Below are 20,540 nucleotides of genomic sequence, written 5' to 3' on the forward strand. Positions count from 1 at the left end.
ACACCACCGGAACGGGCCCCTCCGCACCGCGGGAGGGGCCCGTTCCGCACGTACGGATAGGCTCGGCGCCATGTCTCGAATCGACGGCCGCACCCCCCAGCAGCTCCGCCCCATCACCATCGAGCGCGGCTGGAGCAAGCACGCCGAGGGCTCCGTCCTCGTCTCCTTCGGCGACACCAAGGTCTTCTGCACCGCCTCCGTCACCGAAGGCGTCCCGCGCTGGCGCAAGGGCAGCGGCGAAGGCTGGGTCACCGCCGAGTACTCCATGCTGCCCCGCTCCACCAACACCCGCGGCGACCGCGAGTCCGTCAAGGGCCGCATCGGCGGCCGCACCCACGAGATCAGCCGCCTCATCGGCCGCTCCCTGCGCGCCGTCATCGACTACAAGGCCCTCGGCGAGAACACCATCGTCCTCGACTGCGACGTCCTCCAGGCCGACGGCGGCACCCGCACGGCCGCCATCACCGGCGCCTACGTCGCCCTCGCCGACGCCGTCGCCTGGGCCCAGGGCAGGAAACTCGTCAAGGCCGGCCGCAAGCCCCTGACCGGCACCGTCTCCGCCGTCTCCGTCGGCATCGTCGGCGGCGTCCCCCTCCTCGACCTCTGCTACGAGGAGGACGTCAAGGCCGACACCGACATGAACGTCGTCTGCACCGGCGACGGCCGCTTCGTCGAGGTCCAGGGCACCGCCGAGGCCGAACCCTTCGCCCGCGACGAACTCAACGCCCTGCTCGACCTCGCCGTCGCCGGCTGCACCGAACTCGCCGCCCACCAGCGCGCCGCCCTTGATACGGTCCTCGAAAAGTAAAGGACGCACCAAAACGGGTGCTCGGCACGGGCAACCGCGCCGAGCACCCGCGCGTCTGAAGGAGTACGGGCGCACGGCTCATCCCTGTGCGCCCGGCCAGCCACACGGGCCCGACCGGCCCGACCGAACGAGAGGGACCGTTCCATGGCCGCGAGCCGCCGACGCCGCACCGCAGCCGTCGCCGCCACCCTGGCGGCCGTCGCGCTGACCGCCGGACTCACCACCGGCTGCGCCGCCGTCGACAAGGCGCTGGACTGCGTCCAGACCGCCGACGCCATCGCCGACAGCGTCACGGAACTCCAGCAGGCCGTGGACAACGCCGCGAACGACCCCACGCAGCTGGACGAGTCCCTCGACTCCATCGACAAGAACCTCGGCGAGATCGGCGACAAGACGGACAACGCGGACGTCGACCAGGCCGTGAACGACCTCAACAAGGCCGTCGACAACGTCCGCACGTCCCTCAAGAACGGCGACGAGACGCCCGACATCAGCCCCGTCACCGACGCGGCGGGCGAACTGACGAAGGTGTGCACACCGTAACGCCGAGGGCCGAGGGCCCTGTGGCCACTCGCGCAGCACCCCGCGCCCCCTTCGGGGCGCGGAATACTGTGGGGACCATGAGTCGCCTGATCCTCGCCACCCGCAACGCCGGAAAGATCACCGAGCTGCGCGCGATCCTCGCCGAAGCCGGACTGCGCCACGAACTCGTCGGCGCCGACGCCTACCCGGACATCCCCGACGTCAAGGAAACCGGCGTCACCTTCGCCGAGAACGCCCTCCTCAAGGCCCACGCCCTCGCCCGCGCCACCGGCCTGCCGGCCGTCGCCGACGACTCCGGCCTCTGCGTCGACGTCCTCAACGGCGCCCCCGGCATCTTCTCCGCCCGCTGGTCCGGCCGCCACGGCGACGACAAGGCCAACCTGGACCTGCTCCTCGCCCAGCTCTCCGACATCGCCGACGAACACCGCCGGGCCCACTTCGCCTGCGCGGCCGCCCTGGCCCTGCCGGACGGCACGGAACGGGTCGTCGAGGGCCAGCTGCGCGGCATCCTGCGCCACGAACCCGCCGGCACGGGCGGCTTCGGCTACGACCCGATCCTCCAGCCGGAGGGCGAGACCCGCACCTGCGCGGAACTGACCCCCCAGGAGAAGAACGCGATCAGCCACCGGGGCAAGGCGTTCCGCGCGCTGGCACCGGTGGTGCGGGAGCTGTTGGGCTGAGATGTGCGGAAGGGCGCCCACTGCTGTGCGCGCCCTTCCCGGATGAGCCCGGTGGGACTCGAACCCACGACACACCGGACCTAAACCGGCGCCCTCTTGCCAGCTGGGGTACGGGCCCTCAGCGGTGCCTACTCTACTGGGCCTCGCGGATCGCCCGGCGGCCTCCTCGGCACCACGTCCTGGTGATCGCGTGGCAATTCGGGCACAGCAGCCGCAGGTTCTCACGCCGGTCGTCGCTCCAGTCGCCGTTGATGTGATCCACCTCCAGCGTCATGGGCCTGCCGAGCCACACGGGTCCCGTGCCGCACCGCGCGCACCGCTCCGGCACACCGACGGCCGCGAGCGCTCGGCGCAACAGCGGGGTCCGGGTGCGGTGCCGGCCGTCGTGGCGGACCAGGATCTCCTCGGGACGCTTGGCCGGAACCGTGCCCGGCTTGCCGCGGTTGTGTGCCTGTCCCAGAAAATGCGCCGTGTCGAGGTGCTCCTGGGCGATCCAACGGCGCAGCATCACCCGCTGGCCGCCGTTGTCCGGCCGGCCCAGGCGGCGCAGCACCTCCGCCAGGGAGGTGGACGCGGCGACCGCGGCCCGTACTTGCCCGGCTGTGGGCGGGGCCTGCCGCGGACTCATGCGGGACACCCCTGCTCGCGCCGCGCGCCGCGCCCCCGGTACCTGTCGGTCGTCGCGTGGCAGTTGGGGCACAGCAGCCGGAGGTTCTCCACCCTGTTGTTCCGCCAGTCGGCGTCGATGTGGTCGACCTCCAGGGGCAGGGGTTCGCCCAGCCACAGCGCTCCGATGCCGCACAGGGCACAGCGCTCCTCGATGCCCAGCTCCCGCATCGCCCTCTTGAGACGGGCGCCGGGAACCCGCCGGGCGTGCGGCGACCTGTCCTCGACGAGGATGTCCGCGGCGGTTCGGCGGCGCTGGTTGTCCCTCATCCTCTCCGTGCGGGCCACGGGCACGAAGTGCGAGGTGTCGATGCCGTACGCCTTGATCCTGCGGCCGATGTGCGTGTGATGTCCGCCGACCAGATCCAGGCCGAGATGACGCAACACGTCATTCGTGCTGGCCGAGACCGCCACGGCCGCTTGCAGGACCTCTTTCGTCCACTTGCCGCCCTCCCGCGTGAAGTGGGACGTGTCCACGCCCAGCTCCTTCATCCGCCGGCTGATGTAGGCCCGGGTCGAACTCCCCGGCTCCACCCCCAACCGCCCCAACGCCTCCGACAGCGTCCGCGCCCCCCGGGCCGCCTCTTCCAGCCGCTCCCTGGTGTACGCACTCGCCCCCATCGAGCCCCTCCCGCCCGCTCCGTCCTCGACCACGTGTTCGCGATCTCGTACGGAGTAACGAACCGACTGTCGGGCGGTCACGCCCGAAAAGCGGAGCGGCTCGTACCGGGGTGCGCCGATGCGAGCCGCTCTCGGGTGGGGGAGGGGGTCTCAGATGCCCAGGTCCCTGATGATCTTGGCGACGTGGCCCGTGGCCTTGACGTTGTACAGGGCCCGTTCGACCTTGCCCTCCTCGTCCACGATCACCGTGGAGCGGATGACGCCGACGACCGTCTTGCCGTACAGCTTCTTCTCGCCGAAGGCGCCGTACGCCTCCAGAACCTTCTTGTCCGGGTCCGCGAGCAGGGTGACCTTCAGGGACTCCTTGTCGCGGAACTTCGCGAGCTTCTCCGGCTTGTCGGGGGAGATGCCGATGACGTCGTAGCCGGCGCCCGCCAGCAGCTGGAGGTTGTCCGTGAAGTCGCAGGCCTGCTTCGTGCAGCCCGGCGTGAGGGCGGCCGGGTAGAAGTACACGATGACCTTGCGGCCCTTGTGGTCCGCCAGGGACACCTCGGTTCCGTCGGCGTCGGGCAGGGTGAAGGCGGGGGCCACGTCCCCCGGCTGGAGTCGCTCGCTCATCGGACCAGCGTAACCGGGGGTCGAGGCAGTGCGATGAGCCGTGGAGCTGACAGACTGTCCGGCACAGGCACAGGTACAGGCTCATACCGACTTCGGAGGCGACACGGTGGCGGACACGGCGGACACCAGGACCCCGGCGCAGATCGAGGCGGACATCAGGCGCCGCCGCGCGACCCTGGCCGAGACCCTCGACGAGATCGGCGTGCGGGTGCACCCGAAGACGATCGTCGGGGATGCCAAGGCCAAGGTCGCGTCGAACATCGACCACACCCTGGGGCGGGCCTACGTGGGGGTCAACAAGGCCGTCAGCGAGGTGCGCGCCCGCTTCGTGGACGAGGACGGGGCGCCCCGGCTGGAGCGGGTCGTGCCCGTCGCACTCGTCGTGGTGGGCGTGGTCGGGCTGCTCGCGGTGAGCACGCGGCGCCGCAAGGGCTGACCCGACTGCGGACGTTCCCGGGGAAGACAGGTAGGTTTCAGGGCGTGAGCGCCAACAGAAACGAGCACAGCACCCATCCCGACAAGCTGCCCATCCGGATGCTGCACGACCGCGTACTCGTGCGGCAGGAGACCGGCGAGGGCGAGCGGCGTTCCGGCGGCGGCATCCTGATCCCCGCCACGGCGGCGGTCGGCCGGCGGCTTGCCTGGGCCGAGGTCGTTGCGGTGGGGCAGAACGTGCGGACGGTGGAGCCGGGCGACCGGGTTCTGTTCGATCCGGAGGACCGTGCCGAGGTCGAGGTGCGGGGCATCGCGTACGTGCTCATGCGCGAGCGCGACCTGCACGCCGTGGCCGCGGACCGGTTCGAGGGTTCGGAGGACTCGACGGGCCTGTACCTGTAGGTCCGCGGGCGGCGGTGCGAAGGGGCCGGTGACGCTCGTCACCGGCCCCTTCGGCCTGCCGCCGGGCTTTGCTACGTTGGGGGGACCCCGACGAGACGCGCCGTACCGGGATCAAGGCAAAGACGACGCACCGACACCGTCAGCCCGTTTCCCGGAGGTGCCTGTCATGGCCTGGGTCCTGCTCGTCGTCGCCGGTCTGCTCGAGGTGGGGTGGTCCGTCGGCATGAAGTACACCGACGGCTTCACACGCCCGGTGCCGAGTGTGCTCACCGGCGCCGGCATCGTCGCCAGCATGCTGCTGCTGTCGCAGGCCGCCAGGACCCTGCCCATCGGTACCGCCTACGGCGTGTGGGTGGGGATCGGCGCGGCCGGGGCGGCGGTGTTCGGCATGGCGGTGCTGGGGGAGCCGGCGACCGCCGCCCGGATCTTCTTCGTGTGCCTGCTGCTGGTCGCCGTGGTGGGGCTGAAGGCGACCAGCGGTCACTGAGTCAGGGCGTCATTCGCGGCGCGCGCCCTGCGGCACCACGCCCCAGCCGGGGCCCGTGGTGGCCCCGCCGTCGCCCGTGCCGCCGTCGCCGGTCTCGCCTCCCGTGGCGGCGCCGCCGTCGGTCGTGCCGCCGTCACCGCCGGTGGCCGAGCCGTCGGTGGTGCCGCCGTCGGTCGTGCCGCCGCCGGTGGGGGGCTCCCCGCCGGTGCCGCCGTCGGTGGTGCCGCCGTCGGTCTGGCCCTGGTTCTGTCCCTCGGGCGCGCTCGGGGTCTGGCTGGGTGCCTCGGTGTCCTCGTCCTGGCCGCCGGTGGAGGAGCCGCCGTCGGTGGCGCCGGTGGTGGGGTCGGCCGGGGCCTCGGTGCCGGGGGCCTGGGAGACGTCGGCGCCGGGCTGGAGCCGCAGGTCGAAGTCCTTGACCGGCTTGCCCTCGAGGGCGTCGCGGGTGAACTGCGCCCAGATCTGCGCGGGCGGGCCGCCGCCGTTGATGCGGGGCAGGCCGAGGGCGCCGTAGAGGGGCTTCTGCTCGGCGGTGACGGGGTCCTGGCCCATGACGGAGACGACCACGGCGAGGTCGGGCGTGTAGCCGGCGAACCAGGCGGCCTTGTCCTTCTCGGCGGTGCCGGTCTTGCCCGCGACGGGACGGCCCACGCCCTGGGCGGCGGCGGCCGTGCCGTTCTGCACGACGCTCTGCAGGACCTTGGTGGTGGTGTCGGCGGCCTCGCGGCTGACGGCCTGCCGGGTGCGCCTCTCGGGCAGGTCGATCGGGGTGCCTTCCTTGGTGACCTTCTCGACCATCGTGTAGGCGCCGTGGCGGCCGTGGTTGGCGAGCGTGGCGTAGGCCTCGGCCATGTCGAGGACGCTGGCGGTGGCCGTGCCGAGCGCGATGGCGGGGCCGTCGGCGAGGTCGGGGGTGGCTTCGGGGATGCCGAGGTCGATCGCGGTCTGCTTGACCTTCTGCGGGCCGACGTCGGCGGCCATCTGCGCGTAGACCGAGTTCACGGACTTGTCGGTGGCCTCGGTGACGGTGATGTCGCCGTAGGAGACCTGGTCCTCGTTCTCGGGGGCGTACGGGTCGCCGGCCCAGCCCTGGACGGGTCGCTGGTTGGTGCCGTCGTAGATCGTGCTGGGGGTGATGACGCGGCCGTCCTGGGTCTCGCTGTGGTTCTCGACGGCGGCGGTGAACACGAAGGGCTTGAAGGTGGAGCCGACCTGGAAGTCCCTGCGGGTGGCGTTCGGGGTGTACTGCTTGACGTAGTCGATGCCGTTGTACATCGCCACGACCTTGCCGGTCTTGGGGTCGACGGCGGCGCCGCCCGCGCGGACGTAGCGGTCGACCTTGTTGCCCTTCTTGTCCAGCTTGGACATCAGCTTGTCGTCGACGGCCTTCACGAACGCGTCCTGCCTGGGCTTCTGCAGGGTGGTGGTGATGCGGTAGCCGCCGGCGTCGAGCCTGGCCTCGTCGACGATCTTGTTCTGGACGAGGTAGTCCCGGACGATCCGGACGATGTAGCCGCGCTGCCCGGACATGCCGGTGGAGAGGGTGGACTCCTTCGGCACGGGGAACTTCATGCCGGCCCGCTCCGACTCGTCGAGCCAGCCCTTCTTGACCATGCCGTCCAGCACGTAGTTCCAGCGGGACTCGGCGGCCCTGCGGTTCTCCGGGTGGGCGACGACGTCGTACTGGCTGGGCGCGTTGACCAGCGCGGCGAGGTAGGCGGCGCGGCCGGCGTCGAGGTCCTTGGCGTCCATGCCGTAGTAGGCCTGGGAGGCGGCCTGGATGCCGTAGGCGTTGCGGCCGAAGAAGCTGGTGTTGAGGTAGCCCTCCAGGATGTGGTCCTTGCTCACCTCGCGGTCCAGCTTGATCGCGATGAAGAACTCCTTGGCCTTGCGCGTGACGGTCTGTTCCTGGCGCAGGTAGTAGTTCTTGACGTACTGCTGGGTGATCGTGGAGCCGGACTGCTTGCCCTTGCCGAGGGCGGTGTTCCAGGCGGCGCGGACCATGGCCTTGGGGTCGACGGCGGACTCGGTGTAGAAGTCGCGGTCCTCGGCGGCCAGGATGGCGTGCTGGGCGTCCTTGGAGATCTGCGCGAGGGTGACGTTCTCGCGGTTGACCTCGCCGTCGCGGGCGATCACGGAGCCGTCCGCGTACAGGTACACGTTGGCCTGCTTGGTGGCGAGCGCGTTGGCCGGCGGGATCTTCACCAGCGAGTAGCCGAGGAAGAAGCCGCCGACGAGCAGCAGGGCGGCGACGAGGAACGCGCCCAGCGTCATGCGCCAGGTCGGGATGATCCGGCGCCAGCCCGTCCGCTTCGGTTCGGCGGCCGTCCCGGGCGTGCCGGAATCGCCGTCCGGTTGCGGCTCTCCCGGTGCCCAGCCCTGGTTCGGCTGCTGCGGCTGAGGCTCGTCACTCATGTCGTGCACGGACTCCTGTTTCGCGTCGTACGTCGTTCCCGTACGTCTCTGCTCGCTCTTGCGCCCCTGTGATGAAGACTGTCCCATCCGGCGATCAGTTCCCTGATCGAGGGCCGTGTCGTGAGCCGTGGGGCGAGGCGGGCCGGCGCGCGGGCGAACGCCCGGGCGGGGCCGAGGGCGGACCGCACCCCGAACCGCCCGTGCGCGTCGAGACCCTGCTCGCGCGAGATCCGCCCCACGGGGGACACACCCCCGAGGGTGATCCGACCGTATGCGTGCCGGCTCGCGTGCTCCGCCCCGGCCGGCACCGCCGTCACGCCGCTCGCCCTGGCCACGGGCGCCTCGGCCCACGCGGACGCAACGGATCGTACCGTCAATGGCGGTGCCGGCTCGCCCCGCGGCGTCCTCGCCGGCGCGTGATATTCCGTGGCAGGCTCCTCGCCGCGGGCACTAGGCTCCTGCGCTTCGGTGCCGGTCGGCTGGGAGGGTGGTGCAGGTGGGCTCGGGACGGTTGTACGCGGCCGTCGCGGCGGGCGGCTTCCGGCGGTACGCGACCTACCGGGCGGCCACGGCGGCCGGGGTGTTCACCAACACGGTCTTCGGCGTGATCCTCGTCCACACGTACCTGGCGCTGTGGGACGAGAAGCCGCATCTGGGCGGGTACGACCAGGCGCAGGCGGTGACCTACGTGTGGCTGGGGCAGTGCCTCTACGCGACCCTCGCCATCCAGGGCGGCGGCGCGGAGAAGGACCTGATGGAGCGCATCCGCACCGGTGAGATCGCCGTCGACCTGTACCGGCCGGCCGATCTGCAGCTGTGGTGGCTGGCCGGGGACCTGGGGCGGGCGCTGTTCCAGTTGCTGGGGCGGGGGGTGGTCCCGTTTCTGTTCGGCGCGGCGTTCTTCCCGATGGCGCTGCCGGCGGGCGTCGTCCCGTGGGCGGCGTTCGGGGTGACGCTGCTGCTGGCGGCGGTGGTCAGCTTCGCGATCCGCTACCTGGCGGCGCTGAGCGTGTTCTGGCTGATGGACGGCATGGGCGTCAACCAGGCCCTGATGGTCACCGGGATCTTCTTCTCGGGCATGGTGCTGCCGCTGAACGCCTTCCCGGGTGTCCTCGGCGAGGTCGTGCGGGTGCTGCCGTGGGCGGCGCAGATCCAGCTGCCGGCCGATGTGCTGATGGGGGAGACGGACCCGCTGCGGGCGTTCGCGTTCCAGGCGGCGTGGGCGGTGGCGCTGCTGGCGGCGGGGCGGCTGGTGCAGTCGGCGGCGACGCGGCGGGTGGTGGTGCAGGGTGGGTGAGCGCGGTGCGCTGTCCGAGGGGGTGCGGGCTTACCGGCTGATCGCCGGGATGTGGGTGCGCTCCAGCATGACCTACCGCACCTCCTTCGTCGTCACGGTGATCGGCAACCTGGCGGTGACCGGCCTGGACTTCGTGGCGATCCTGCTGATGTTCTCGCAGGTGGACTCGCTGGGCGGCTGGTCGCTGCCCGAGGTGGCCCTGCTGTACGGGCTGTCGGTGACCTCGTTCGGGATCGCCGATCTGCTGCTGGGCTCGATGGACGTCCTGGGCGCCCGGATGCGCGACGGTTCCTTCGACACGCTGCTGGTGCGTCCCGCGCCGGTGCTCGCCCAGGTGGGGGCGGACCGCTTCGCGCTGCGCCGGCTGGGCCGGATCACCCAGGGCGCGGTGGTGCTGGGCTGGGCGCTGGTGTCGGTGGACGTCGACTGGACCGCGGCGAAGGTGCTGCTGGTGCCGGTGATGGTGGTCAGCGGCGCGGCGATCTTCTCGGCGGTGTTCGTGGCGGGGGCCGCTTTCCAGATCTTCGCGCAGGACGCCGCCGAGGTGCAGAACGCCTTCACCTACGGCGGGACGACGCTGCTGCAGTACCCGCCGGGCGTGTTCGGCAAGGACCTGGTGCGCGGGGTGACCTTCATGGTGCCGCTCGCCTTCGTCAACTGGGTGCCGGCCTCCCACGTGCTGGGCAGGCCGTACCCGGTCGGCCTGCCCGGGTGGACGGCGTACGCCTCGCCGCTGGTCGCCCTGGCGTGCGGCGCGCTGGCGGGGCTGGCGTGGCGGACGGGGCTGCGCTCGTACCGGAGTACAGGGAGTTGAGTTGACCGGTTCGGACAGCGGGTTCATCGAGCTCGACGGGGTCGAGAAGGTCTTCGAGGTGCGCCGGAAGACCGGTTTCCTGAAGCGGGAGCGGCGGCAGGTGCGGGCGGTCGACTCGATCTCGTTCCGGGTGGGGAGAGGCGAGATGGTCGGCTACATCGGCCCCAACGGCGCCGGCAAGTCCACCACGATCAAGATGCTGACCGGCATCCTCACGCCGAGCGCCGGCCGGGTGCGGGTGGCGGGCATCGACCCGTCGAAGGACCGCGTCCGTCTCGCGCACCGCATCGGGGTGGTGTTCGGGCAGCGCACGACGCTGTGGTGGGACCTGCCGCTGATCGACTCCTACCGGCTGGTGCACCGCATGTACCGCATCCCGGACGCCCGTTACCGCGCGAATCTCGACCGGCTGGTCGAACTCCTCGGTTTGGCCGACCTGCTGGAGGTGCCGGTCCGGCAGCTCTCGCTCGGGCAGCGGATGCGCGGCGACATCGTGGCGGCGCTGCTGCACGACCCGGAGGTGCTGTACCTGGACGAGCCGACCATCGGTCTGGACGTCGTCTCCAAGGCGAAGGTACGGGAGTTCCTGCGGGAGTTGAACGCCGAACGCGGCACGACGGTGCTGCTGACCACGCACGACCTGCAGGACATCGAGCAGTTGTGCCGGCGGGTGATGGTCATCGACCGCGGGCGGCTGATGTACGACGGGCCGCTCACCGGGCTGCACGAGGCCGGGGAGAGCGAACGGACCCTGGTGGTGGACCTGGAGCGGGAACTGCCGCCCATCGAGGCGCCGGCGCCCGCGCGGGTCGTGCGGGTGGACGGGCCGCGGCAGTGGCTGGCGTTCCCGGCGGCCGAGTCGGCGGCGCCGCTGGTGGCGCGGATCGCGCAGCGGTACCCGCTGGTCGACCTGTCGGTGCGGGAGCCGGACATCGAGGCGGTCATCGCGAGGATGCTGCACTCCCTGGGGGACACCCCGGAACCCGGGCCGGAGCGTGCGACCACGTAGTGCCCGGCAGGGGCAACTCGTAGGCTGCTGGGTATGACCGACGACGCAGTGCCGGACCTCCGCGCTTCCGACGCCGACCGTGAGAAGGTCGCCGACGTCCTGCGGGACGCCCTCGCGGAGGGCCGGCTCGACATGGCGGAGTTCGAGGAGCGCCTGGACGCCACCTACCGGGCCCGGACGTACGGGGAACTGGCGCCGATCACCCGGGACCTGCCCGTCCCGGGCGTCACGGCCCCGGTGGTGTCGCTGAACAAGGAGCCCGCCGCCGGGCCGGGCTGGTCCGGGCGGATCGTCGGCGGCGAGGGGTCCTCGACCTGGGCCGTCGCCGTGATGTCCGGCTTCCAGCGCAAGGGCCGCTGGACGATGCCCCGGCGGTTCACCTGCTTCGCCTTCTGGGGCGGCGGGGAGATCGACCTGCGCGAGGCGGACTTCACCGAGCGCGAGGTCGAGATCAACGCGATCGCGATCATGGGCGGGGTGGACGTCATCGTCCCGCCCGGCGTCGAGGTCGTCGTGCGCGGCATCGGCGTCATGGGCGGCTTCGACCACCGCGAGGAGGGCGTGCCGGGCGAACCGGGGGCCCCGCGCGTGATCGTCACCGGTTTCGCCTTCTGGGGCGGCGTCGGCGTCCAGCGCAAGCTCACCCGCGCCGAGAAGCAGCGCGTCCGCGAGGCCCGCCGCCGGGAGAAGCTGGAGCGCGGGGCGGACCGCCGGGAACGGGACTGAGGGCGCCCGGCGCGAGGCTTCACCCCCCGGTGGGCTACAGCTCCGCCGGCGCCGACCCCTTCAGCGACTCCAGGTCGAAGACCTCGGCCATCCGGGTGTAGCCCTTGTCGCTGGGGTGCAGATGGTCGCCCGAGTCGTAGTCGGCGCGCAGCCGGCGCGGGTCGTACGGGTCGCGCAGCGCCGCGTCGAAGTCGACCACCGCGTCGAAGACCCGCCCGGAGCGGATCTCGGCGTTGATGGCCTGGCGCACCGACTCCCGCTGGTCCGTGTAGCCCCGGTGGCCGTGGAACGGCATCAGGGTCGCCCCGACGACCTTCAGCCCCCGAGCGTGGGCCTGGCCCACCAGCGTGCGCAGGCCGCCCAGGATCGCCTGGGGGTCGGCGAGCCGCGGATTGCGCAGGATGTCGTTGACGCCGAGGTCGATGACGACGACCTTGACGTTGGTCCGCTGCAGCACGTCCCGCGAGAAGCGGTTCAGGCCGCTGGGGTTGTCCGCGGGGCGGCCCAGCCCGTCGGTGAGGACCCGGTTGCCGCTGATGCCCTGGTTGACGACGCTGTACCGGGGCAGGTCCCGCCCGGCGGCGATCTCCGCGCGCAGCCGGTCGGAGAGCACGTCGGTCCACCGGTTGTTGGCGTTCATCGTGGACGTGATGCCGTCCGTGAGCGAGTCGCCGAGCGCGACGACCGTCCCGTCGGACTCGTTGCTCAGCACGTCCAGGGCGGTCAGGTACCGCCAGTTCTTGGTCTGCTCGGTGTACGGCGTGCCTGTCGTGTCCCGCGTGTGGTCGCCCTGCGCGAGGTAGGAGATCTGCCGGGCGTGCGGGTGGTACGTCACCGTGCCGGAGCCGGCCGGCGTGTACGTGGTGATCAGGACGTCCGCGTCGTGCGGGACCGCGATGCGCACGGCGTCGCTCATCACCTGCCGCCCCGGCGGGATGACGACCGTCGGACCGCCGTTGAAGGTCAGCTGCCGCAGGGTGTCCGGGACCGCGGCCGGCGTGCCGGGGCCCGCGGCCAGGGCGATCGAGGCGCCCGTGATGCTCAGCGGGGACCGGCCGTAGAGATTGGACAGCGTCACGCGGGCACTCGTACCCCCGACGCTGGTGTGGACGACGTTGCGCACCGAACGGTTGGCCATGCCCGTCGTCTCGGTGCCGGGCTCGCCGGCGGCCGGGGACGTCGACCACGTGCTGACCCAGGTGCCGGTGGAGGCGGGAGCGGCGGAGTTCGGGGCGCGGCCGTTACCGAGGGCGTTGCGGCCCGGCTCGCCGTTGTCGGACGCCACCCCGGCGTACAGGGCGGTGGAAAGGGCCACGATCGCTGCGACGACCAGGGCCAAGAGGGCGTAGCCACGTCCTCGGGTCATGCTGTGTAGTTCTCCTCGGGCGATGGGAGCCCAAGGCTCCGATCTGATGTGCCCATGATGCGTCATGGACCGGGGGAGGCTCACAGGACCCCGTGGCAGTACCCCCTCCCGACAGACGCCGGGAACTCCTGTTCCGTTCCAGGAGTCGGTCAGGAAGGGACAATGTGTGCGGGATCACCGAGCGGGTGGAGCGGATGGAACGGACCAGAACGGAACAAAAGGTCGGTGTCGGCGGGGAGCATGCCCGCCCCGGCGCCACCGTGAACCGTGCGATGACGACCTTCAGTCCGGCGGACGAGGAGAAACAGCGCGGCGTACGCCGGATGAAACTCACCGCCACCGGACTCCTGCTGTTCGTGGCCCTGGTCTACGTCCTCGCCAAGATCGCCCAGAACTCCGGCGCCGCGGCCTGGGCGGGCTACGTCGCGGCGGCCGCCGAGGCGGGCATGGTCGGCGCGCTCGCCGACTGGTTCGCCGTCACGGCCCTGTTCCGCCACCCCCTCGGCATCCCCATCCCGCACACGGCGATCATCCCGCGGAAGAAGGACCAGCTCGGCGTCTCCCTGGGCGAGTTCGTCGGGGAGAACTTCCTCTCCGAGGACGTCGTACGGCAGCGGCTGCGCGCCGTCGGCATCGGCAGCCGCCTCGGCGCCTGGCTCGCCGTCCCCGAGCACGCCGACCGGGTCACCGCCGAGCTGTCCACGGCCCTGCGCGGCGCCCTGACGGTCCTGCGCGACTCCGACGTGCAGGCCGTGGTCGGCGAGGCCATCACGCGCCGGGCCAACGCCCAGGAGATCGGCCCCGGCGTCGGCAAGATGCTGGAGAAGGTCGTCGCCGACGGCGGCCACAGGCGCGTCGTCGACCTGGTCGTCACCCGCGCCCACGACTGGCTCGTGCTGCACGGCGACTCCGTCATGGACGCCGTCCAGGGCGGCGCCCCCGGCTGGACCCCGAAGTTCGTCGACCGCAAGGTCGGTGAGCGCGTCTACAAGGAACTGCTGCGCTTCGTCACCGAGATGCGCGACATGCCCGCCCACCCCGCGCGCGGCGCCCTCGACCGCTTCCTCACCGACTTCGCCTCCGACCTGCAGTCCGACACCGACACCCGCGCCCGCGTCGAACGGCTCAAGGGCGAGGTGCTCGGCCGCGGCGAGGTCCAGGACCTCATCGCCAGCGCCTGGACGGCCGTACGGTCCATGATCGTCGCGGCTGCGGAGGACGAGCGCAGCGAACTGCGCCTGCGGGTACGGGCCTCGCTGCTGTCGCTGGGCTCCCGCATGGCGGGCGAGCGCAAGGTGCAGGACAAGGTCGACCAGTGGGTCGAGGACGCGGCCGTCTACGTCGTCACCACCTATCGCAAGGAGATCACCTCCCTGATCACGGACACGGTCGCGAGCTGGGACGCCGAGCACACCACCAGGAAGATCGAGGCGAACATCGGCCGCGACCTGCAGTTCATCCGCATCAACGGCACGGTGGTCGGCTCCCTGGCCGGCCTGCTCATCTACACGGTGACGCACGCGCTCGGGGCGTAAGGAAAGCCGCTCAGGGCACTAGAACGGGGTTCTTCTCGACGAGGAGGGAGCCCATGACCACCGCGCAGGCCGAGAGCGGCCGGACCCTGACCACCGACATCCCCGCCAGACTCGACCGCCTCCCCTGGTCGCGCTGGCACTGGACCATCGTCATCGGGCTCGGCACCGTGTGGATCCTCGACGGTCTCGAAGTCACCGTCGTCGGCAACATCGCGAGCCGTCTGTCGGAACCCGGCAGCGGCCTGCCCATCACCTCCGGCGAGGTCACCGGCATGGCCGCCGCCCTGTACGTGGCGGGAGCCTGCGTGGGAGCCCTGTTCTGGGGCCGGCTCACCGACAAATGGGGGCGCAAAAAACTCTTCATGATCACCCTGGCGGTCTACCTCGCCGCCACCGCCCTCACGGCGATCTCCTTCGACACCTGGTGGTTCTTCCTCTTCCGCTTCCTCACCGGCTTCGGCATCGGCGGCGAGTACGCGGCCATCAACTCCGCGATCGACGAACTGATCCCCAAGGAGTACCGCGGCCGCGTCGACCTCATGATCAACGGCAGCTTCTGGCTGGGCGCGGTCTTCGGCTCCCTGCTGTCGATCGTCGCGCTGGACACGGACATCTTCGCCGCCAACGTGGGCTGGCGCCTCACCTTCGCCCTCGGCGCGGTCCTCGCCCTGGTCATCCTGCTGGTCCGCCGGCACGTCCCGGAGAGCCCGCGCTGGCTGCTGATCCACGGCCGGGACGACGAGGCGGAACGCATCGTCTCCTCCATCGAGCGGGAGATCGAACGCGAGAACGACAAGCCGCTGCCGCCGCCGGAGGGTGAGATCACCATCCACCAGCGCCGCAGCGTCTCCTTCCTGGAGATCGGCCGCACGGTCTTCTCCGACTACCGCAAGCGCGCGATCCTCGGCTTCTCCCTCTTCATCGGCCAGGCGTTCCTGTACAACGCGATCACCTTCGGCTTCGGCGCGATCCTGACGACGTTCTTCGACGTCCCGAGCGGCAACACCGGCTACTACTTCGCGGTCATCGCCCTCGGCAACTTCTTCGGCCCGCTGCTGCTCGGCAAGCTGTTCGACACGGTCGGCCGCCGCGTGATGATCTCCGGCACGTACATCCTGTCCGGCCTGCTCCTCTTCGGCACGGCCTGGCTCTTCGACCAGGGCTCGCTCAGCGCGGCGACGATGACGGCGTGCTGGTGCGCGGTTTTGTTCTTCGCCTCGGCGGGCGCCTCCAGCGCCTACCTGACGGTCTCCGAGATCTTCCCGATGGAGACCCGCGCGATGTCGATCGCCTTCTTCTACGCCATCGGCACCGCGGCCGGCGGCATCAGCGGCCCGCTGCTGTTCGCCAAGCTCACGGAATCCGGCGTCGTCGGCGACACGGTCCTCGCCTTCTCCATCGGCGCGACGCTGATGTGCCTGGCGGGCCTGGTGGCGGCACTCCTCGCGGTGAACGCGGAACGCCGCTCCCTGGAGGACATCGCCAAGCCGTTGACGGCGGCGGCGGGCAAGGCGAAGCCGGGTGCGGGGACGGTGGCGTGAGGCTGCGGGTGCGGCCAGGGCTTCTTCCGGGGCTCCTTCCGGGCCTCTGACTGGGCTCTATCCGAGGCTCTATCCGAGGCTCTATCCGGGGCTCTATCCGGGGCTCCGTCCGGGGCTCTGACCGGGGCTCCCTCCGGGGCTTCCTCGGCGGCTTCCTCCCAGGTTCGGTCCCGGCCCGCGGGCTGCCCGCCCGTGGGCCGGGTGCCGTAAGTCGCGTACCGGCGGGGGCCGATGGGGAGACAGCCGGTGGTGAAGGCGCCAACGGAAACTGCGCTATAGTTGATCTGCGCCCAGTCGCCGGAACTCCGGTACAGGGGCGATGCGTTGGTGGTCCAAGGAAAGACGCCCCACTTCCTGTGGGGAGATGCAGGTGCAAGGCCTGCCCGGCGCTCCACTCGAAGACCCGGCCCTGGGTGACAGGGCCGGGTCTTCTGCTGTGTGCCCACGGGGTGAGTGGGGCCGGGGGCGAGCGGGGCGGCCGTACCGGCAAGAGCCGTAGGGACAGCGCCCGACGGAAGCCGCGCGCCCGGCGCATGCACGGCACTCGGCGGCATGCGGCACCAAACCCGGGTCAACCCTCGCAGCCCCGCAGTCCCGCAGCCCGCTGCCTACGCTCCGTCCCGCCGCCGGTCAGCCACCACCCACGAGGCCAGCCCCACGGCCCCCGCCACGCCGAACACGGCAGGCCAGGCCCCCACCTTCCGTGCCAGCGGATGAGACCCGGCGAACGCCGCGACATACGCGGCCGACAACGCCCCCGCGGCCACCCCGCCCGCCTGCTGCCGCCACTGCCGCGCGGCCGCCGCGCCGGCGACGGCGAGGACGACCCCGCCAAGCGGCCGCTGCCTGGTCCACCGGGCCACGCCGTACCCGCCCACGAGCCCGCTCGCCGCCACCACCGCGCTGGGAACCTTCGCCACTGCTGCCTCCTGACACGCCCACGCTTACGAGATCACGAGGCTAACCCGCCACAGCACAGGCACGGAGGCCACCCCGAACCTGAGTCGGGGGTTGTCAAGTTTCCTCCTCCGAGCTATATAAGAAGACGCAGACCGTAGGGCATCGCACACACAGCGCCTGAAGAGAGGAGTGACCAGTGATGCTCATGCGCACGGACCCTTTCCGTGAACTCGACCGGCTCACCCAGCAGGTCCTGGGCTCCGCCACCCGCCCCTCCGCGATGGCGATGGACGCCTACCGCTCCGGGGACGACTTCTTCGTCCACTTCGACCTCCCCGGCATCGACCCCGAGACGATCGAGCTGGACGTCGAACGCAACGTCCTCAACGTGCGGGCCGAGCGCAGGTCTCCCGCCCCCGAGGGCGCGGAATCCCTGGTCGCCGAGCGCCCCACCGGCACCTTCACGCGCCAGCTCTTCCTCGGCGACACGCTCGACACGGAGCGCATCGACGCCTCGTACGAGGCCGGTGTCCTGACCCTGCGCATTCCGGTGGCCGAGCAGGCCAAGCCCCGCCGCATCCACATCACGGGCGGCGACAGCCGCAAGCAGATCAGCGGCTGACGGCCCCACCCCGCGAACACCGCCCGTCCAGTCCGGGGGCCGCGCCACCGCGCGCGGGTACGCACGCACGGTGGCGCGCCCCGGGAGGACCGCACCCACGCATCCGGAGGAAAAACCCGCACATGAGCACGGCGACAGTGCCCGGTGTGACCGCGAGAGACCACGATGACGACAACGGCTGGCCCCGGCTCGTCGAGGCAGTCCGCGCGTCGGGCCAGTACGACACCCCGGCCGAGGCCGAGCGGGTCACCCGTACCGTCCTGGCGGCCCTCGGCGCCCACGTCATCGGTGACGAACGGGTCGACCTCGCCCGCGCCCTCCCCGACGAGGCGGCCCGCCTGATCGCCGCCCAGATCCCGGCCACGCACCGGCTGACCGCCGCGCGGTTCGTCGACGAGGTGGCGTCCCGCACCCCGGGCGCCACCCCCGCCACGGCCCGCTGGGACGTCAGCTCCGTCCTCAGCGTGCTCCCACCCCTGATCGGCGACGACCTGGTGACCCGCATCCTCACCCAACTCCCCCCGGGCTACGCTCTCCTGTTCGGCCGAGCGGACCTGAGCCCGGCGGCGTAGGCCCTCGAAACACGGACGACGGCCACCCCGGCGACCAGGGTGAGAAAACCGAGGGTGGCCGTCAGGCGAGGCAGCCGGGGTGTCGGAGGCAACCGGGCCGGCGAAGCCGCGGGCCCACCGGCGCCGCGGGTCCACCGGCGCCGCGGGTCCACCGGCGCGCGGGCCTGCCGGAGCCTCCCGATGCCGATGGGCTCACGGAGCCGCTGGGCCCGTCGGAGCCGCCCGCGGCCGCTGGAGTGGCCTTCGCTGAGGCCGCTGGGCCCGCCGAGCCGCGAAGCCACCGAGGCCCGCTGGGCCCGCCGAGCCGCGAAGCCACCGAGGCCGTGGCCCCCCGGAGCCACCGGGCCACCGAGGCCGCTGGGCCCCCCGAAGCCTCCGGGCCACGGGCCTCCGGGCACGGGCCTCCGGGCCACGGGCCTCCGGGCCTCCGGGCCACGGAGGATCGTAGGCCGCCCGGTCCGGCCGTCGACGCCAGGAGGCCGCCGCCCACCATGCCCCTTCCCACGTACGGTCGCCCGCCCATGCCCCCACCGACGTCCGCGAGTCTCACCACCCCCGACGGCACGCGCCTCGCCTACACCGACCACGACGCCCGCCCGCGCCACCCCACCGCGACTCCCAGGCCCCCCACACCGCCCTTCGTCCTCCTGCACGGCCTGGCGGGCCACCAGGGCGAATGGGACACCCTCACCGCACGCCTGCTGTCCGACGGCCACCGTGTCGTGACGTACGACGCCCGAGGACACGGCGCCAGCACGCGCACCCCGCCGACGACCACCCGCGCGGCGCACGTCGAGGACGCCGCCACCCTGATCGAGCACCTGGGCCTGGCCCCCGTGACCCTGCTCGGCCAGTCACTCGGCGGCCACACGGCGATGCTGCTGACCGCCTCGCACCCGCACCTCGTGCACTCCCTGATCCTGGTCGAAGCGGGCCCAGGCGGCCCGGCCCCCGACCTCCCCACCCGGATCGCGACCTGGCTGGACAACTGGCCGACCCCCTTCACGTCACTGCGGGAGGCGGCGGCCTTCCTGGGCCACGAGGCGTGGACGGGAACCCTGGAGAAGAGGCACGACGGCTGGTACCCGGCCTTCGACCGCACCACGATCATCGACACGGTCGCCGAACTGGCCACCACCGCCTACTGGTCGGAGTGGTCGCGCATCACCCGCCCGACCCTCCTCGTCCAGGGCGAACACGGGACGATGCGCCCCGACGAGCCGGCGGGGATGCTCGCCCACCGCCCCGACACCAAGGTGGTCCGCATCCCCGAGGCGTCCCACGACGTGCACCTGGACCAGCCGGCCCGCCTCCACGAGGCGATCCGCACCTTCGTCCTTGACCTCGACCTTGCTTGAGGTCCTAGTTTTCTCGCGTCCGACCGACCACGGCACAGACGGCACAGACGGGACAGCGAGGACCCATGACCGCACACGTCGAGGAACTCAAGGACTACCCCCAGGACGAACTGGCCGCCCAGCCGATCGGCGCATGGACCGGCCAGGCCTACCGCAGGGTCGTCGGGGCCATCCGCGCCCAACTCGCGGTGGAGAACCTCACCCAGCCCCACTGGTGGACCCTCAACCACGCCGCCGGCGCCCCGGGCACCTGGACCCGCGCCACCCTCACCGCCCGCCTCACCCCCTACGACGACCAGCACACCGACTTCGACGCGGTCTACGACGACCTCACGGCCCGGGGCTGGCTCACCGAGGACGACACGACGGGCGGCCTGACCCTCACGGACGAGGGCGAGGCCGCCCGCCTCCGGGCCAGGGAACGCAACCTCCGCGTCCACCACCAGACCCACGAGGGCGTCTCCCGGGCCGACTTCATCACCACGATCAACGTCCTGCGCCGCATGGTCGCCAACCTGGGCGGCGACGGCAACCTGCCCGAGCCACCAAACAGTTCGACAGCCACCGGCCCCGCCGACGATGCTGCGGAACACACGGCACCACTGGCCGACCGACGGGACGGAACCGACCGTTGAACCCCACCCTTCGCCACATCACCTTCGACTGCACGGGCGAGCCCTACGCACTGGCCCGCTTCTGGTCCGACTTCCTCGGCCACCCGATCTCCGACACGGACGAGCCCGGCGACGACGAGGTCCTGATCGAACTCCCGGCCGGCACACCCGGCCTCCTCTTCGTGCGGACCGGAGACCCCAAGCGGACCAAGAACCGCCTCCACTTCGACCTCGCACCCGCCGGCCGCACCCGCACCGAGGAGGTCGACCGCGCAGTCTCCCTCGGCGCCCGCATCGAAGCAGACCGCACCCTCCCGAACGGCCGAGGCTGGGTCGTCCTGACGGACCCGGAGGGCAATGAGTTCTGCATCGAACGGGGCGAGCGCGGCTAGCGAGCCGTACCCCGAGCGCCCCAGGGCGGCTTCGCAGCCGAACCTGCGCAGATGGCAGCCCCTGGGCCGGCCCAGATGTGCCGTCGCAGCGAGAGGCGCCCGTCTACGACAGAAGTGCGCCG

At 71.7% G+C, this 20,540-nt stretch carries 22 protein-coding genes, 1 tRNA gene, 1 pseudogene and 1 riboswitch; of the genes and pseudogenes, 17 read left to right on the forward strand and 7 right to left on the reverse strand.

Translation table 11 applies throughout. From position 1 onward, the window contains the following. The first annotated feature begins 70 nt into the window (after window positions 1–70). From rph to rdgB, 3 genes are all read left to right on the forward strand, one after another. Window positions 71–808, forward strand: a complete 738-nt coding sequence (gene rph / locus ACIGAN_RS23720; protein ID WP_365738971.1) for a ribonuclease PH — start codon at window positions 71–73, stop codon at window positions 806–808. A 144-nt stretch (window positions 809–952) separates the two neighbouring features. Beyond that, the gene (locus ACIGAN_RS23725; protein ID WP_365086338.1) at window positions 953–1,351 is read left to right on the forward strand and encodes a hypothetical protein; all 399 of its coding nucleotides are present in this window, start codon (window positions 953–955) and stop codon (window positions 1,349–1,351) included. A gap of 77 nt (window positions 1,352–1,428) precedes the next feature. Further along, window positions 1,429–2,031, forward strand: coding sequence for an RdgB/HAM1 family non-canonical purine NTP pyrophosphatase (gene rdgB, locus ACIGAN_RS23730; RefSeq protein WP_365738969.1), 603 nt, complete (start codon window positions 1,429–1,431; stop codon window positions 2,029–2,031). A 43-nt stretch (window positions 2,032–2,074) separates the two neighbouring features. Here the strand turns inward: rdgB and ACIGAN_RS23735 are convergent. From ACIGAN_RS23735 to bcp, 4 genes are all read right to left on the reverse strand, one after another. Continuing rightward, window positions 2,075–2,149 (reverse strand) — tRNA-Leu (locus ACIGAN_RS23735). Window positions 2,150–2,164: 15 nt separating this feature from the next. Continuing rightward, entirely contained in the window at window positions 2,165–2,659 is a 495-nt protein-coding gene (locus tag ACIGAN_RS23740) for an HNH endonuclease (RefSeq protein ID WP_365738967.1), read from the reverse strand. After that, window positions 2,656–3,318, reverse strand: a complete 663-nt coding sequence (locus ACIGAN_RS23745; RefSeq protein WP_399860259.1) for an HNH endonuclease signature motif containing protein — start codon at window positions 3,316–3,318, stop codon at window positions 2,656–2,658. The genes ACIGAN_RS23740 and ACIGAN_RS23745 overlap by 4 nt, the downstream gene beginning before the upstream one ends. Before the next feature lie 150 nt (window positions 3,319–3,468). Continuing rightward, a complete protein-coding gene (bcp, locus tag ACIGAN_RS23750; protein ID WP_399860262.1) occupies window positions 3,469–3,936 on the reverse strand; it encodes a thioredoxin-dependent thiol peroxidase in 468 nt (155 codons plus the stop codon). 106 nt (window positions 3,937–4,042) lie between these two features. Here bcp and ACIGAN_RS23755 point away from each other — a divergent pair, with 106 nt between their 5' ends. The 3 genes from ACIGAN_RS23755 to ACIGAN_RS23765 all read left to right on the forward strand — a co-directional run bounded on the left by ACIGAN_RS23755 (window position 4,043) and on the right by ACIGAN_RS23765 (window position 5,260). Continuing rightward, complete coding sequence (locus ACIGAN_RS23755; RefSeq protein ID WP_365086323.1) at window positions 4,043–4,372, forward strand: DUF3618 domain-containing protein; 330 nt, start codon at window positions 4,043–4,045, stop codon at window positions 4,370–4,372. A gap of 44 nt (window positions 4,373–4,416) precedes the next feature. Further along, window positions 4,417–4,773, forward strand: coding sequence for a GroES family chaperonin (locus ACIGAN_RS23760; RefSeq protein ID WP_333933571.1), 357 nt, complete (start codon window positions 4,417–4,419; stop codon window positions 4,771–4,773). 65 nt (window positions 4,774–4,838) lie between these two features. Beyond that, window positions 4,839–4,905, forward strand: a riboswitch (guanidine-III (ykkC-III) riboswitch). 34 nt (window positions 4,906–4,939) lie between these two features. Next, window positions 4,940–5,260, forward strand: coding sequence for a DMT family transporter (locus ACIGAN_RS23765; RefSeq protein WP_351350774.1), 321 nt, complete (start codon window positions 4,940–4,942; stop codon window positions 5,258–5,260). Between the two features lie 9 nt (window positions 5,261–5,269). Here the strand turns inward: ACIGAN_RS23765 and ACIGAN_RS23770 are convergent, their stop codons facing one another. After that, the gene (locus ACIGAN_RS23770) at window positions 5,270–7,672 is read right to left on the reverse strand and encodes a transglycosylase domain-containing protein (RefSeq protein WP_399860265.1); all 2,403 of its coding nucleotides are present in this window, start codon (window positions 7,670–7,672) and stop codon (window positions 5,270–5,272) included. A 496-nt stretch (window positions 7,673–8,168) separates the two neighbouring features. On the opposite strand from ACIGAN_RS23770, the gene ACIGAN_RS23775 reads away from it, so the two are divergent. The 4 genes and pseudogenes from ACIGAN_RS23775 to ACIGAN_RS23790 form a co-directional block, all read left to right on the forward strand. After that, complete coding sequence (locus ACIGAN_RS23775; protein WP_399860268.1) at window positions 8,169–8,969, forward strand: ABC transporter permease; 801 nt, start codon at window positions 8,169–8,171, stop codon at window positions 8,967–8,969. Next, window positions 8,962–9,783, forward strand: coding sequence for an ABC transporter permease (locus ACIGAN_RS23780; protein ID WP_399860270.1), 822 nt, complete (start codon window positions 8,962–8,964; stop codon window positions 9,781–9,783). Before ACIGAN_RS23775 ends, ACIGAN_RS23780 begins: the two co-directional genes overlap by 8 nt. A gap of 1 nt (window position 9,784) precedes the next feature. Then, complete coding sequence (locus tag ACIGAN_RS23785) at window positions 9,785–10,792, forward strand: ABC transporter ATP-binding protein (protein WP_365086311.1); 1,008 nt, start codon at window positions 9,785–9,787, stop codon at window positions 10,790–10,792. A 33-nt stretch (window positions 10,793–10,825) separates the two neighbouring features. Continuing rightward, window positions 10,826–11,509 (forward strand): annotated as a pseudogene (locus tag ACIGAN_RS23790) (DUF1707 domain-containing protein); the annotation flags it as partial. Between the two features lie 43 nt (window positions 11,510–11,552). On the opposite strand, the gene ACIGAN_RS23795 reads toward ACIGAN_RS23790, so the two are convergent. Next, window positions 11,553–12,884, reverse strand: coding sequence for an SGNH/GDSL hydrolase family protein (locus ACIGAN_RS23795; RefSeq protein ID WP_399860273.1), 1,332 nt, complete (start codon window positions 12,882–12,884; stop codon window positions 11,553–11,555). 164 nt (window positions 12,885–13,048) lie between these two features. Here ACIGAN_RS23795 and ACIGAN_RS23800 point away from each other — a divergent pair, with 164 nt between their 5' ends. Both ACIGAN_RS23800 and ACIGAN_RS23805 read left to right on the forward strand, forming a co-directional pair. After that, window positions 13,049–14,419 (forward strand): DUF445 domain-containing protein, encoded by a 1,371-nt coding sequence (locus ACIGAN_RS23800; RefSeq protein ID WP_365086305.1) that lies wholly within the window; start codon window positions 13,049–13,051, stop codon window positions 14,417–14,419. Window positions 14,420–14,472: 53 nt separating this feature from the next. Beyond that, window positions 14,473–15,960, forward strand: a complete 1,488-nt coding sequence (locus ACIGAN_RS23805) for an MFS transporter (protein WP_399860276.1) — start codon at window positions 14,473–14,475, stop codon at window positions 15,958–15,960. A 608-nt stretch (window positions 15,961–16,568) separates the two neighbouring features. Here ACIGAN_RS23805 and ACIGAN_RS23810 read toward each other — a convergent pair. Next, a complete protein-coding gene (locus tag ACIGAN_RS23810; protein WP_365086299.1) occupies window positions 16,569–16,880 on the reverse strand; it encodes a hypothetical protein in 312 nt (103 codons plus the stop codon). 179 nt (window positions 16,881–17,059) lie between these two features. On the opposite strand from ACIGAN_RS23810, the gene ACIGAN_RS23815 reads away from it, so the two are divergent. The 5 genes from ACIGAN_RS23815 (at window position 17,060) to ACIGAN_RS23835 (ending at window position 20,418) form a co-directional block, all read left to right on the forward strand. Next, entirely contained in the window at window positions 17,060–17,482 is a 423-nt protein-coding gene (locus ACIGAN_RS23815) for an Hsp20/alpha crystallin family protein (protein WP_365086296.1), read from the forward strand. A gap of 122 nt (window positions 17,483–17,604) precedes the next feature. Next, on the forward strand, window positions 17,605–18,054 hold the full coding sequence (locus ACIGAN_RS23820) for a DUF2267 domain-containing protein (protein ID WP_399860279.1): 450 nt from the start codon (window positions 17,605–17,607) through the stop codon (window positions 18,052–18,054). A gap of 521 nt (window positions 18,055–18,575) precedes the next feature. Then, the gene (locus ACIGAN_RS23825) at window positions 18,576–19,412 is read left to right on the forward strand and encodes an alpha/beta fold hydrolase (RefSeq protein ID WP_399860281.1); all 837 of its coding nucleotides are present in this window, start codon (window positions 18,576–18,578) and stop codon (window positions 19,410–19,412) included. A 65-nt stretch (window positions 19,413–19,477) separates the two neighbouring features. Next, complete coding sequence (locus ACIGAN_RS23830) at window positions 19,478–20,047, forward strand: MarR family winged helix-turn-helix transcriptional regulator (RefSeq protein ID WP_399860284.1); 570 nt, start codon at window positions 19,478–19,480, stop codon at window positions 20,045–20,047. After that, entirely contained in the window at window positions 20,044–20,418 is a 375-nt protein-coding gene (locus ACIGAN_RS23835; protein WP_365738944.1) for a VOC family protein, read from the forward strand. The genes ACIGAN_RS23830 and ACIGAN_RS23835 overlap by 4 nt, the downstream gene beginning before the upstream one ends. Window positions 20,419–20,540 lie beyond the last annotated feature (122 nt).

Source organism: Streptomyces sp. NPDC085931 (genome assembly GCF_044540565.1).
Classification (GTDB): Bacteria; Actinomycetota; Actinomycetes; order Streptomycetales; family Streptomycetaceae; genus Streptomyces.

What these genes read in the sequence shown, in the direction of transcription:
- ACIGAN_RS23745 (WP_399860259.1), bottom strand. Translation starts at nt 3,318, where the DNA reads ATGGGGGCGAGTGCGTACACCAGGGAGCGGCTGGAAGAGGCGGCCCGG.
- ACIGAN_RS23805 (WP_399860276.1), top strand. Translation starts at nt 14,473, where the DNA reads ATGACCACCGCGCAGGCCGAGAGCGGCCGGACCCTGACCACCGACATC.
- ACIGAN_RS23830 (WP_399860284.1), top strand. Translation starts at nt 19,478, where the DNA reads ATGACCGCACACGTCGAGGAACTCAAGGACTACCCCCAGGACGAACTG.
- ACIGAN_RS23740 (WP_365738967.1), bottom strand. Translation starts at nt 2,659, where the DNA reads ATGAGTCCGCGGCAGGCCCCGCCCACAGCCGGGCAAGTACGGGCCGCG.
- ACIGAN_RS23725 (WP_365086338.1), top strand. Translation starts at nt 953, where the DNA reads ATGGCCGCGAGCCGCCGACGCCGCACCGCAGCCGTCGCCGCCACCCTG.
- ACIGAN_RS23795 (WP_399860273.1), bottom strand. Translation starts at nt 12,884, where the DNA reads ATGACCCGAGGACGTGGCTACGCCCTCTTGGCCCTGGTCGTCGCAGCG.
- rph (WP_365738971.1), top strand. Translation starts at nt 71, where the DNA reads ATGTCTCGAATCGACGGCCGCACCCCCCAGCAGCTCCGCCCCATCACC.
- bcp (WP_399860262.1), bottom strand. Translation starts at nt 3,936, where the DNA reads ATGAGCGAGCGACTCCAGCCGGGGGACGTGGCCCCCGCCTTCACCCTG.
- ACIGAN_RS23820 (WP_399860279.1), top strand. Translation starts at nt 17,605, where the DNA reads ATGAGCACGGCGACAGTGCCCGGTGTGACCGCGAGAGACCACGATGAC.
- ACIGAN_RS23825 (WP_399860281.1), top strand. Translation starts at nt 18,576, where the DNA reads ATGCCCCCACCGACGTCCGCGAGTCTCACCACCCCCGACGGCACGCGC.
- ACIGAN_RS23770 (WP_399860265.1), bottom strand. Translation starts at nt 7,672, where the DNA reads ATGAGTGACGAGCCTCAGCCGCAGCAGCCGAACCAGGGCTGGGCACCG.
- ACIGAN_RS23765 (WP_351350774.1), top strand. Translation starts at nt 4,940, where the DNA reads ATGGCCTGGGTCCTGCTCGTCGTCGCCGGTCTGCTCGAGGTGGGGTGG.
- ACIGAN_RS23815 (WP_365086296.1), top strand. Translation starts at nt 17,060, where the DNA reads ATGCTCATGCGCACGGACCCTTTCCGTGAACTCGACCGGCTCACCCAG.
- rdgB (WP_365738969.1), top strand. Translation starts at nt 1,429, where the DNA reads ATGAGTCGCCTGATCCTCGCCACCCGCAACGCCGGAAAGATCACCGAG.